Source organism: Burkholderia sp. IT-111MI5, from assembly GCF_949752865.1.
In the GTDB taxonomy this organism is placed as follows: domain Bacteria; phylum Pseudomonadota; class Gammaproteobacteria; order Burkholderiales; family Burkholderiaceae; genus Burkholderia; species Burkholderia pyrrocinia_C.
On record NZ_CATKIF010000071.1, the window covers coordinates 293135 to 305500 of the forward strand.

At 68.6% G+C, this 12366-nt stretch carries 11 protein-coding genes and 1 pseudogene; 6 read left to right on the plus strand and 6 right to left on the minus strand.

Translation table 11 applies throughout. The features are described 5' to 3' along the window. The first annotated feature begins 57 nt into the window (after window positions 1–57). The 4 genes and pseudogenes from ACM6JT_RS32795 to ACM6JT_RS32810 all read left to right on the plus strand — a co-directional run. Window positions 58–1035, plus strand: a complete 978-nt coding sequence (locus ACM6JT_RS32795; protein ID WP_414857988.1) for an ABC transporter ATP-binding protein — start codon at window positions 58–60, stop codon at window positions 1033–1035. Further along, window positions 1032–1919: an ABC transporter permease gene (locus tag ACM6JT_RS32800; RefSeq protein WP_175961694.1), complete on the plus strand. Its 888-nt coding sequence runs from the start codon at window positions 1032–1034 to the stop codon at window positions 1917–1919. Before ACM6JT_RS32795 ends, ACM6JT_RS32800 begins: the two co-directional genes overlap by 4 nt. A gap of 172 nt (window positions 1920–2091) precedes the next feature. Continuing rightward, window positions 2092–3309 carry an acyl-CoA dehydrogenase family protein gene (locus ACM6JT_RS32805; protein WP_407972776.1) on the plus strand — a complete coding sequence of 406 codons (1218 nt, stop codon included), beginning with the start codon at window positions 2092–2094 and terminating at the stop codon, window positions 3307–3309. Between the two features lie 7 nt (window positions 3310–3316). Beyond that, window positions 3317–3563, plus strand: a pseudogene (locus ACM6JT_RS32810) (nitrilotriacetate monooxygenase); the annotation flags it as partial. Between the two features lie 18 nt (window positions 3564–3581). Here the strand turns inward: ACM6JT_RS32810 and ACM6JT_RS32815 are convergent. From ACM6JT_RS32815 to ACM6JT_RS32830, 4 genes are all read right to left on the minus strand, one after another. Then, window positions 3582–4769: an LLM class flavin-dependent oxidoreductase gene (locus tag ACM6JT_RS32815; protein WP_217589208.1), complete on the minus strand. Its 1188-nt coding sequence runs from the start codon at window positions 4767–4769 to the stop codon at window positions 3582–3584. Window positions 4770–4884: 115 nt separating this feature from the next. Continuing rightward, window positions 4885–5409 (minus strand): c-type cytochrome, encoded by a 525-nt coding sequence (locus tag ACM6JT_RS32820; protein WP_414857989.1) that lies wholly within the window; start codon window positions 5407–5409, stop codon window positions 4885–4887. Beyond that, window positions 5402–6667 (minus strand): sulfite dehydrogenase, encoded by a 1266-nt coding sequence (gene soxC / locus ACM6JT_RS32825; protein ID WP_414857990.1) that lies wholly within the window; start codon window positions 6665–6667, stop codon window positions 5402–5404. The genes ACM6JT_RS32820 and soxC overlap by 8 nt, the downstream gene beginning before the upstream one ends. A 132-nt stretch (window positions 6668–6799) precedes the next feature. Continuing rightward, window positions 6800–7984, minus strand: coding sequence for a porin (locus ACM6JT_RS32830; protein WP_414857991.1), 1185 nt, complete (start codon window positions 7982–7984; stop codon window positions 6800–6802). Window positions 7985–8470: 486 nt separating this feature from the next. Here ACM6JT_RS32830 and ACM6JT_RS32835 point away from each other — a divergent pair, with 486 nt between their 5' ends. Both ACM6JT_RS32835 and ACM6JT_RS32840 read left to right on the plus strand, forming a co-directional pair. Then, entirely contained in the window at window positions 8471–8815 is a 345-nt protein-coding gene (locus ACM6JT_RS32835; RefSeq protein ID WP_072437935.1) for a DUF3088 domain-containing protein, read from the plus strand. A 53-nt stretch (window positions 8816–8868) separates the two neighbouring features. Continuing rightward, the gene (locus ACM6JT_RS32840; protein WP_414857992.1) at window positions 8869–9876 is read left to right on the plus strand and encodes an ABC transporter substrate-binding protein; all 1008 of its coding nucleotides are present in this window, start codon (window positions 8869–8871) and stop codon (window positions 9874–9876) included. Between the two features lie 230 nt (window positions 9877–10106). On the opposite strand, the gene ACM6JT_RS32845 is transcribed toward ACM6JT_RS32840, so the two are convergent. Beyond that, entirely contained in the window at window positions 10107–11249 is a 1143-nt protein-coding gene (locus ACM6JT_RS32845) for an FAD binding domain-containing protein (protein ID WP_414857993.1), read from the minus strand. Between the two features lie 39 nt (window positions 11250–11288). Continuing rightward, on the minus strand, window positions 11289–12164 hold the full coding sequence (locus tag ACM6JT_RS32850) for an alpha/beta fold hydrolase (protein WP_034184392.1): 876 nt from the start codon (window positions 12162–12164) through the stop codon (window positions 11289–11291). Window positions 12165–12366 lie beyond the last annotated feature (202 nt).

Consider the following 12366-nt stretch of genomic DNA (forward strand, 5'->3'; position numbering starts at 1 on the left):
CGCTTCGACGCCGCGATCGACGCTTATGCGTCGGCACGGTTTCGATATGCGCAATCGTTGGTTGGTCCGCGCGATGCCCGGCCGTATGTTGACGCTTTACCCGCAAGAGATCCGATCGTGAACGCCACTTCTCCCCGAACCTGGCTGCCGCCGTATGCGGCGCGCGGCGGCGCGTCGGCCGCCGCCCAGGCCGCGCCCGATGCGCGCGCGGCGATCCGGCCCGCGCAGGCCGGCGCGCACAGCGAACGCCTGCTCGCCATCGACCGCGTGAATCTCGAATACCGCAGCGGCGCGCGGATCGTTCGCGCGACGCACGACGTGAGCTTCGACGTGTACGGCAGCGATCGCTTCGTGCTGCTCGGCCCGTCGGGTTGCGGGAAGTCGACGCTGCTGAAGGCGATTGCCGGCTTCATCGAGCCCGTGTCGGGTTCGATCGCGCTCGATGGCCTGCCGGTGCGCGGGCCGGGGCCCGACCGCATCGTGGTGTTCCAGGAGTTCGACCAGTTGCCGCCGTGGAAGACGGTCGTCGAGAACGTCGCGTTTCCGTTGCGCGCCGCTGCGAAGCTGTCGCGTGCCGAAGCACGCGAACGCGCGCTGCACTATCTCGACAAGGTCGGGCTGAGCGCATTCGCCGATGCGTATCCGCACACGCTGTCGGGCGGCATGAAGCAGCGCGTCGCGATCGCGCGCGCACTGGCGATGCAGCCGCGCGTGCTGCTGATGGACGAACCGTTCGCCGCGCTCGACGCGCTCACGCGCCGCAAGATGCAGCAGGAACTGCTGCGGCTGTGGGACGAGTTTCGCTTCACGCTGCTGTTCGTCACGCATTCGATCGAGGAAGCGCTCGTCGTCGGCAACCGGATCCTGCTGCTGTCGCCGCATCCGGGGCGCGTGCGCGCGGAACTCAACAGTCACGAGCATTCGCTCGACAGCGTCGACACCGGCGACTTCCGCGACAACGTCGCGCGGATCCATCGCCTGCTGTTCGATACCGATGCAACGGGCGTGCCGACGACGGAGGAAGCCGCATCATGAGCACGATCGATCCGGTCCTGCCGCCGCTGCCGCCCGTGCGCGCCGAATACGAACGCACGCTCGACACGCTGCCCGACGCCGAACGCGCGGCGCCGGCCCCGCTGTTGCGCCGCATCGCCGGCGCGGGCTGGTTCCGCCGCAGCGTCATCGCGCTCGTGCTGATCGCCGCATGGGAGATCGTCGCGCGGATCGTCGCGAACGATCTGCTCGTGCCGACCTTCGGCGCGACGCTGGCCGCGTTCGTACAGGGCATCGAGTCGGGCGAACTGCTCGTGAAGACGGGCATCTCGATGTCGGTGCTGCTGCGCGGCTACGCGCTGGGCGTGTTCTTCGCGTTCGCGCTGACGTCGCTCGCGGTTTCGACGCGCATTGGCCGCGACCTACTGACGATGCTCACGTCGATGTTCAATCCGCTGCCGTCGATCGCGTTGCTGCCGATCGCGCTCTTGTGGTTCGGGCTCGGCACCGGCAGCCTGCTGTTCGTGCTCGTGCACGCGGTGCTGTGGCCGCTCGCGCTCAGCATGTACACGGGCTTCGCCGGTGTGCCGGCCACGCTGAGGATGGCCGGGCGCAACTACGGCCTCACGGGCCTGCGCCAGATCGCGCTGATCCTCGTGCCGGCCGCGCTGCCGTCGATCCTGTCGGGCCTGCGCGTCGGCTGGGCGTTCGCGTGGCGCACGCTGATCGCGGCCGAGCTCGTGTTCGGCGCGAGCGCGGGGCAGGGCGGGCTCGGCTGGTACATCTTCCAGAACCGCAACGAGCTGTATACCGACCGCGTGTTCGCGGGTCTCGCGGCCGTCATCGTGATCGGCCTGCTCGTCGAGAACCTCGTGTTCGACACGCTCGAACGCGCGACCGTGCGGCGCTGGGGCATTCAGCACTGATGCGATGGTGCGCCGCCATTCCCGGCGCACGCATAACAAAAGCTGAAATAGGTTTTTCGCGCGCGGCGGGTGCGTCCCTATACTTTGCGGTGCCGCGCGTGCGCCGTGTCGCGAATGCCTCGACCACGCCACGCAGCGACGCTCCCGATCTTCTCGCATAAGGAACCGCCGAATGACTGCCCGTGATGCCGTCGACCCGCGCGACGCGTTGCGCGACGCGCTCGCCGCGCTGCCCGATCTCGCGAACGCGATCGGGCAGGATGCCGCGCAACGCGAAGCGCGTCGCGAGCTGCCGTTCGAAGGCTTCGCGATCTTCCGGCGCTCGGCGCTGGGCGTGCTGCGGATTCCGGTGGCGCGCGGCGGCCTCGGCGGCACGCTGGTCGATCTGTTCGACACGATCGCGACGCTGGCCGCGGCCGATTCGAATCTCGCGCACGCGCTGCGCATCCACTACGACATGACCGAGACGCTGAGGCTGTCGCCGCGCACGCCGTTCAACGACGTGCAGCTCGAACGCGCGCTGGCCGGCGCGATCTTCGGCGGTGCGTCGACCGAGCGCGGCACGTCGCGGCCCGGCGAGAACACGACCGTGCTGCGCCGGGACGGCGCTCATCATCGCGTGACGGGCCGCAAATACTATTCGACGGGCACCGCGTTTGCCGATTTCGCGCGCATCAACGTGGAGAACGAGCAGGGCGACGCGCTTGCCGTGATCATTCCGGTCGCGCGCGACGGCGTGCAGGTGCTCGACGACTGGGACGGGATGGGGCAGCGCATGACCGCGAGCGGCAGCCTGCTGCTCGACGACGTGCAGGTGTTCGCGGACGAAGTGGCCGCGCGCGACGGTTCGTCGCTCGTCGGCCGCCATTGCGGTGCGCTGCGGCAGCTTCATCTGGTCGCGACGGGTGCGGGCATCGTGCGCAACGTGGTCGCCGATGCGCGCCGCTATGTGCTCGCGCACGGCCGCCCGGCGCTGCACAGCCCGGCGCCGACCGCGCGCGACGATCATTTCATCCAGCAGGTCGTCGGCGAACTGTCCGCGCACAGTCACGCGATCGATGGGCTCGTGCGCGAAAACGCGCGGGCGCTCGACCGCTCCGCCGACGCGATCGAGGCCGGCGACGCCGATGCGCATGCGCTCGTGCTCGACAGCGCGCTCGCGACCGCGCGCACGCAGTTGATCGTCAGCAAGCTCGCGTTGCATGCGGCCGAGCGGTTGTTCGAAGTCGGCGGCGCGTCGGCGACGGCGCGCGAACACAACCTCGACCGGCACTGGCGCAACCTGCGCACGATCTTCAGCCACAACCCGTTGCTGCACAAGGCGCGCGTGATCGGCGACTACGAGTTGAACGGCGTGACGACGCACCTGACCGAAGGGCGCGTGTTCTGATCCGGCCGCGCGCGGCCATGCGCAACTCGTCGGCACGGCGGAGCAGATCGTCGACCCGCTCGAGGAGCGGTTCGTGCGCTACGGCGCCGACGGCTACAGCGTGATGGCGCCGACGCTGCCCGGCGGGCTCGACGATTTCATCGCGCTGGTGCTGCCCGAGCCTGCGCCGCCGCGGGTTGTTTCGCAGCGACTATGCGGGCCGCACGCTGCGCGACCACCTCGGGTTGCAGCGGCCCGTGCGCCGCGGCGCGCGACGCATCGGCCGCCTGACTTCAGCGCCGCAACCCGGCGTCGCGCAGCAGCGGCAGCACGCGCTCGCCGAAGAAGTCGAGGTCGGGCTTGAAGTCGTAGAAGCTCAACTGGATCCCGTCGATGCCCGCGCGGTGCAGTCGCACGATGGTGTCGGCGACTTGGTCGGGCGAGCCCGTGATCGAGATATTGCCGCCGATCGCGCGTGCGGCAGCCTGCGAGCGCTGTTCGAAGCCGCCGCGCCACGCATGCGCGTCGCTGTCGAAGCGATGGAAGCTGCCTTCGTCCGCATGCGCGACGATCGCGTCGCGGTACGCGCGCGCTTCGGCCGCCGTCTCGCGGCAGATCACGAGCGGATTGAGCAGCGTGCGGATCGTCCGGCCGCGTGCCGCGGCGGCCGCCTTCACGCGTGCGGTATGCGCGGGCAGCGCGTCGAGCGCGAGGTCGACGTCGGGGCCGGCCGGGCTCGTGACGAATACGATGTCCGAATAGCGCGCCGCGAAATCGATGCCCGCGTCGGAGCCGGTCGCGTTGATCAGCAGCGGGCGGCCGTAGCGCGGCTTCGGTGTCACGAATGCGCCGCCCAGGCGCCAGCTCGACAGTGCGGGCGCGTAGCTGAAATTGTCTGGTTGCGCCCACAGCTGCTGGACCGCGTCGAGGAATTCGGCGGCCATCTCGTAGCGCCGGTCGTGCTCGATCCGGTTCCAGCCGAACATCTCGTGCTCGATCGCGCGATGGCCGGTCACGACGTTGATGCCCCAGCGCCCGCGCGAGATGTGATCGAGCGTCGCGGTGAATTTCGCGAAATGCAGCGGATGCCACGGCCCGTAGAGCACATGGCTCGTCGCGACGAGGATGATCCGCTCGGTGCGCGCGGTCAGCGCGGCCAGCGTCATGAACGAGTCGAGTGCCTGGCCGTCGAACACGCCGCCGTAGCCGCCTTTCGGCAGCCACTGCGACAGTGCGAACACGAGATCGAAGCCGAGCGCTTCGGCGCGCGCGACCAGGTCGGCGTTGTAGTCGAAGGTCCAGTCGGTCGAGCGCGGCAGCGTCGATGCGCTCCATCCGCCGGCCTGGATCGGCAGGAACAGCCCGAGCATCAGCGGTTGCGCGAGCACGCGCGACACCGGGCTGTCGGGGAAATCCGCCGGCGAGCGAACGTCGACGAACGGCGACGATGCGACGGGGGCGGCGAGGGTGGTTTCGCTCATGACGGGTTCCTTGCGGGGTGTGTGCGAGCCGAAGCCGAACGAAGACGATGCGCACGCGCTGCGGCGGTTCGCGCGGGAACGATTGCGGATTGCATGGCGAGCGGATCGCGTCGCGTCATAACCGGCCCGGCCTCGGATCGGGCACGAAACCGTCGCGGTTCGGCATCTTCACGCGCGGCAGCGTGCGTGCGTCGAGCCGCGCGTCATCGGGCACGATGCCGTTCAGGTGCAGCACGTATGCGGTGACCGCGTAGACGTCGTCCGCGCTCAGCGATTGCGGCGCGTTGTACGGCATCGCACGGCGGATGTAGTCGAACAGCGTCGTCGCGTAGGGCCAATAGCTGCCGACGGTCTTTTTCGGTTTCGTACCCGCGAGCGAGCCGATGCCGCCGACGAGCGGATCGCCGACGCCACCTTCGCCGCCGGCGCCGTGGCACATCGCACATTTGTCCGCGAACACATGGCCGCCGCGCGCGACCGTGCCCGCGCCGGGCGGCAGGCCGCTGCCGTCGGGCGCGACGTCGATGTCCCACGCGGCGAGCGCCGCGCGATCAACAGGCTGCCCGAGGCCGAAGCCTGCGCCGAACGCGCTTGATACGACCGTGGATGTGGCGACGAGAAAGGCGAGCAGCTTACGCATTGCGCACCTCGCCGTCCGTGCCGACGCGCCAGTTCTGGATGCCGTTGTAGTGGTACTGCGAATTGAGCCCGCGCGCGGCGACGAGCGCATCGCGGGTCGGCTGCACGTAGCCCGTGTCGTCGGTCGCGCGGCTTTGCAGGTCTGCCGGTTCGCCGTTCCAGACCCAGTCGGCCTCGAAGCGCGTCAATGCGCGATCGCGCACGTCGCCCGCGAGCCGCGCGGGTCGCCACGTGCGGCCGCCGTCGGTCGATACGTCGACCGCGCGAATCCGGCCGCGGCCCGACCACGCATAGCCACCGATCGGGTGATAGCCGTGCGCAGCGAGACGATGGCCGGCCGACGGCCGCGTGATCACCGACTTCGCGTCCATCTCGAACACGAACTGGCGCGCGCAGCCATCGGGCAGCAGGTTCGTATATTTCGACGTTTCCTCGCGCGTCATCTCCGGCGCGCGAACCAGCTTCAGCCGCCGCAGCCACTTGATGTTCGTGTTGCCTTCGAAGCCCGGCACGATCAGCCGCACCGGGTAGCCGTTCTCGGGGCGCAGCCGTTCGCCGTTCTGCGCATAGACGACGAGCGCGCGCTCGAGGATCCGGTCGAGCGGCAGGCTGCGCGTCATTGCGGCGCCATCGGCGCCTTCGGCGAGCAGCCAGCGCGCGGACGGATCGACGCCGGTTTCGTCGAGCAGCGTCGACAGCCGGACGCCCGTCCATTCGCAGCATGACAGCAGCCCGTGCGTGAACTGGACGGGCAGCCCGCTCGGGCCGTTCCATTCGCTGCCGGTGTTGCCCGAGCATTCGAGGAAGTGGATCCGCGATTCGGACGGGAAGCGCAGCAGGTCGTCGATCGTGAACACGCGCGGCTCGCGCACGAGGCCGTGCACGACGACGCGATGGCGCTGTGCATCGATGTCCGGCACACCCGCGTGATGACGCTCGTACACGAGGCCGTTCGGCGTGAGGTCGCCGAACAGGTCCGCGAGCGGCGTCATCGACGAGCCGGAGCCGGGTAGCGCAGGCGTGCGGGCGCTGCGGCGGATCACGTCGCGTTCGTGCGGGCCCGGCACGCCGTACGGCGGCGACAGCAGCGGCGCGCCCGGCGAATGCGTCCACGCCGGCACGTCCAGCGGGGAGAGCGGCTGGCTTGCGAGCGCGCCGCCGGCAGGCAGCAGCGCGGCGGCCCATCCGCCCGCGAGCTGGCGCAGCGCCGCGCGCCGGCCGGTGCGCGGCGGGCGGGAAGGAAAACGGGAATCGGTCATGGTCGAACGCGTATCGCGTGCGGCGGCCGCACGCGGGGAAACGGACATTCTCGGCAACCGGGCGCGACGCGGCAAACAACGATTCCCGCTTTGCTTATCGTGCTTATCGCGCGGCGCCCGCTGCGCGTGCCGTCAGAACTTCACGCGCAGCCCGCTGACGATCGCGACCTGGCGGTTCGTCGACGACGCGCTGCCGATGTTCGAGATCGCTGCGACCTTGCGATAGCCGCCCGACGTTGCCGTGCTCGGATCGCCGGCCGCGAGCTGGTAGATGCCGGACAGGTAGAGATCGGTGCGCTTCGACAACGCATAGTCGAACCCGAGCGTGAACTGGTGCCAGCGCGGCTTCAACGTCTGGCCGCCGGTGCCCGGCAGGCCGCTCGCGCGCCCGTCGGTGAACGTATAGACGCCGATCAGCGTGGCCGCCGGCGTGATCTGATAACGCGCGTTCACGTCGTAGTTGTTGAACTTGCGCGACGAGCCGTCGACATAGTCGAGCTGCGTGTGGCTCCATGCGAAGCCGAGCGTCGCGCGGCCGAGCGCGTAGTTCGCGCCCACGGCGCCGATCTGCTGCTTGAGCACGCCGCCGTTCAGCCCGTAGAAGAACGCGCCGCTGTAGTCGTTGCCGGTGGTCGAGGTCGCGCCGCCCACCGCGCCGCTGGTATTCGACGTCGCGTTCGGATGATTGAGCCGCACGTAGCCGCCGCCGACCGACAGCGGGCCGTTCACGTAGTTCGCCGACACGCCCCACGCGTTGTTGTTCGAGAAACCGGTGCCCGCGCCGCCGTTCGCCTGGTTGCTGAACGCATAGAGCAGGTCGGCCGTGAAGCCGGCGATCGTGTCGCTGCGGAACTTCACCGCGTTGTTCAGCCGGAAGCTCTGGTTCAGGTTGTCGTTGTCGCCGACGTGCGTGGCCGGCGACCAGAAGCCGGACCCCGAGTACTGCGCGACGAGATCGGTGATCGGCTCGTACTGGCGGCCGAACGTCAGCGTGCCGAGCCCCTTCTTCGCGAGGCCCACGTACGCGGAGCGGCCGAACAGGCGGCCGCCCTGGCCGAGCCCGCCGTCGCTCGGCCGGAATCCGCTTTCGAGCGTGAAGACCGCCTGCAGGCCGCCGCCGAGATCCTCCGCGCCTTTCAGGCCCCAGCGGCTGCCGCTCAGCTTGCCGCTCGTCTGCTGGATGTTGCTCGCGCCGCCCTGGTTGTTCGTATAGGCGATACCGGCATCGACGACGCCGTACAACGTGACCGAACTCTGCGCATGCGCGCCGGCCGAACCGATCGAAACCAAACCCAGGACTACCGATTTTTTGATCATGACCATCCTCTGTTTTTATGACTACGTCTGCGAGGATCACGATGCTATTGACGACGGGCGCTGCGCTGAACGGTCGATCCGTGGTTTGTAAATCGCTGCGCGGCGGATTTGCAATGTGCGTTGCCGCACGCTCGACACGTGCGTCGCGATCGCGTCCGGCGCGCATGCTGCGGCGAACGCATCGCCCCGAAGGCGAACGCCGAGCGCCGGAAACACGCGGCCGCGGTCATATCGATCGATGAAATCGTTCGATATCCGCAATGCATGCCGTTCGGCTCGCGATGCTTTTATGCAACGCCCCCTGTGCGGCGAACGGCCGATGCGCTATGCGCGGCCGCATATCGATTTCGCAAAACGTTGGTAGGGCAGTGCGATGCGTGACGGTAGAGTCGGGCATCCGGTCGCGGGCCGGCATGCTCCGGGAACACGAGGGCGCCGACGCGCGCGTTCGTCCCGGTCGTACAACGAACACGGGAGCCGTTTGACATGAGTCGCGATGTACTGTTTTTGCTGGAACCGGGCTTTAGCGATCCGAAGCATCCGGGCCGACGCTTCGTCTGTCCGCATGGACTGTCGATCGAAGGACTGCTGGCGAGCGCGCCCGACCGCGCCGGCCGCATCGACGTGAAGCGAATCGGTTTCGAGCGGCCGCGGCATGCGGTGATCGACGCGCTCGACGACGCGCACCAGGGCCTGCCGGTGCTCGTGCTCGGCCGCGACCAGCCGGCGCCGGACGACGCGCAGACGCTCGGCGACGTGCGCTTCGTCACCGACGCGCGGCGCATCCTCGAACTGCTGGCCGAACGCCACGGATTTCCGGTGCTTCATTGATACGACGGTTTTCACTTCTTATCCGATTCCTATCCGACTGACAGGAGCATCCGATGTCGTCAATTTCGGCGGCACGCCGCCGCCTGCTGCTCGCCGGTGCCGCGGTCGTGTCGGCCCCGTTGGCCCCGTTTTCCGCAAGGGCCGCGTTCTCTGCGCCGGCCGTCAATGCCGATCTCGCCGGCACGACCTTGCGCGTCGCGACCTACAAGGGCGGCTGGCGCGCGCTGCTGCAGGCGGCCGGCCTCGGCGACACACCGTACCGGATCGAATGGCGCGAGCTGAACAACGGCGTGCTGCATATCGAGGCGCTCAATGCGGATGCGCTCGATATCGGTTCGGGTAGCGAAATTCCGGCGGTGTTCGCGGCGCGCCAGAAGGCCAATGTGCGGTTCATCTCCCGCGCACGCGAAGACCTGAACAACCAGGTCACGCTCGCGCGCAAGGACACGCCGATCCGCGGCATCGCGGAACTGAAGGGCAAGCGCGTCGGCTACGTGCGCGCGACGACGTCGCACTATTTCCTGTATCGCCAGCTGGCGGAGGCCGGCTTGAGCTTCGACGACATCCAGCCGATCAACCTGTCGCCGACGGATGGGTTGTCCGCTTACGATCGCGGCGACATCGACGCGTGGGCGATCTACGGCTACAACGGCCAGCTCGCGCGCAATCGCTACGGCGCGCGCGTGCTGAAGACGGGGAAGGGTTATCTGTCGGGCAATTTTCCGGTCTACGCGAACCCGCGCGCGCTCGACGATGCGCGCCGTCGAGCAGCGACGGGCGATCTGCTGCTGCGGTTCCGACGTGCGTATGCGTGGGCGAACGGGCATTTCCGCGACTATGCGCTCGTGCAGAACCGCGAGACGCGCGTGCCGGTTGCCGATCTCGTCGCGATGTTCGAGCAGCGCAGCGACGACTATGCGCTGCTGCCGGTGACGCCCGACGTGGTGGCGCAGCATCAGCAGGTCGCGGATGTGTTCGCTCGTATCGGCGTGCTGGATGGACCGGCGAATGTCGCGCCGTTCTGGGATACGTCGTTTAACTCGGTGGTTGCGGCGGGTTGAGGCGGTGCAGCGGGGAGAAACCCGTGTGGCTTCACGGCTTCAGGCTCGACGTGGGCCCCGTCGGGCGACCCGGCGCGACCGGATCAGGAGAACGTCGTCGCGTTCGAGTGAAATCGGCGCCCGGTTCGAGCATCTGAAAAATAAAAGGTTCGTCACCGCGTTGCAGGTCGACGGCGGTATGTCGAAGACCATCGCATGATCGAACGATGCACCGCGCGTCCGATCGCCGGTCACGCGCGCCCCATGATCCGGTTGCCGAGCGAGATACCGAGTTCGGACAGCGACGCATTGGCGGCAAGCTGACGGGCCTCCCAGCCCGACAGCGCCGCATCGAACGCAGGGCCGTGCACGACGCCGCGCAGCGCGTCGGCGAGACCGACCGCATTCTCCGCCGCTTTCGCGACGCCGGCGGCCGTGTGCGGCCGGACGAGGCAGGCCGCGTCGCCGAGCAACACCGCGCGGCCGAACGCCATGCGCTCGACCGCGAGATCCAGGATCGCCTGCGCGAACGGTGCCTGCGTTGCATCGACGAGCGCGGCGAGCGTCGGCGCAAGCATCCGGCGGCCGGCATCCACGAGTTCGAGCCGGTTGTCGTCCCGCATCGCGCCGGGCGGCAGCGACCCGTCGCGCTGCGTGCCGTCCTGCGCAAGGAACAGCGACGGCAGGCGATCCGCTGCGAGCCGCCGGTACCAGACCCAGTTCACGCGTCGTTTGCCCGGTTCGATCGCGCCGTCGCGGCCGGGCACCAGATAGGTCAGGAACAGATGCGCGTCGCCTTGCTGAAACGTGAAGCGGTCGCGCAGCACCCGCAGTGCCGTTTCGGGAAGCAGATGCTCGTCGACGAGCCCGCGCCACGCGACATACCCCGCGTACGCGGGCCGCGTGTCGGGAAGCAGTTGCGCGCGGACGATCGAGCGGCCGCCGTCGGCGCCGACCAGCAGGTCGGCCTGCTCGACGCGGCCGTCCGCGAAATGCGCGATCACGCGGTCGCCTTCCTGCGCGAACCGCTCGAACGATACGCCGGCGTGCACGACGCCGGCGGGCAGCGCGCGCTTCAGGGCCGTGTAGATCACGTTCCACGCGGTCTGCGTTTGCGGCATGTACAGGCGTTGCACGATCCGGTCGTGTTCGTCGAGATAGATCCGGTCGACCGAATCGACGCCCGCATCGCGCGGCACGGGCACGCCGCCGAACGTGAATGCGCGTTCGATCGGCGCTTGCAGCACGATGCCGCCGCCGCGGCTGTCGAGGTCGTTCGGCGATTGCTCGAAGACCTTGACGCGCCATCCGGCTGCCCGCAGCGCGGTGGCCGTGAAAAGCCCGCCCACCGATCCGCCGATGACGACCGCCAGCGGGCCCGAAACGTCGCTCATGATTGCTTTCTCCCGATGATCCTTCGCGCGCGCGGCGGTTCAGCCTTCCCAGTGCTGCAGGAAGTCGAGCAGCAGCGCGTTCACGCGCTCCGGCTGCTCCTCCTGCGGCAGGTGGCCGCACTGCGCGATCGGCTCGGCACGCAGGTTCGTCGCCATGCTTTCCCACACGGATTTCATGTCGAACATCTTGCCGACCGCATAAAAATCCTCGCCCCAGATCGCCATGGTCGGGCATGCGATCCGGACGTCCGCATCGACGAGATCCTGCTTCACGTCTTCCGCGTTCGCGCGATAGTCGGCCAGTGCGCCGCGCACGGCGCCCGGGCGTCGATACGCGCGCACGTACGTGTCGAACGCGTCGCCGGAGATCGCGTGCGGGTTGTAGCACCAGTCGGAAAAGAAATAACTCAGCCATTCGGCTTCCTTGCCGGCGATCAACGCCTCGGGAAGGTCCGGCACCTGGTGGAACAGGAAGAACCAGTACGCGCGCGCCGTTTGCGCGGTCATGTTCTGCGCGACGATGCGCGTCGGCACGTTGTCCATCACGACGAGCCGGTCGACGCGTTCGGGGAAGTCTTTCGAGAAACGCGTCGCGACGCGTGCGCCGCGGTCGTGCCCGACGAGCGCGATGCGGTCGATGCCGAGCGTGTCGAGCAGTTCGGCGAGGTCGCGCGCCATGTTGCGTTTGTCGTAGCCGGCGGCCGGCTTGTCGGTTTCGCCGTAGCCGCGCAGGTCGGGCGCGATCACGCGGTAGCGCTGCGCCAGCGCGGGGATCTGGAAGCGCCACGCGAAGCTGGTTTCCGGGAAGCCGTGCAGCAGCACGACGACGGGCCCGCTGCCGGCATCGATGTAATGCTGGCGGATGCCGTTCGCGGTGACGGTGTGATGGGTGATCGAAGGCGTGGCGATGGTCATGTGACGGTCCCTGTCCGGTTCGTCCCGCGCACGGCAGGCGCGGGCGCGAATACTTGTCGAGGATAGGCGAAGCGCGCGGCGTGCCGGATAAATTGTTCTGAATTCGTCTGGTAGCGCGCGCGGCCGGGCGTCGACCGCTGCATCACGATCACGTTGTTGCCTGGTGGCCGGTGCCCCTTGATCGTCGCGTGAATCGCGTGAA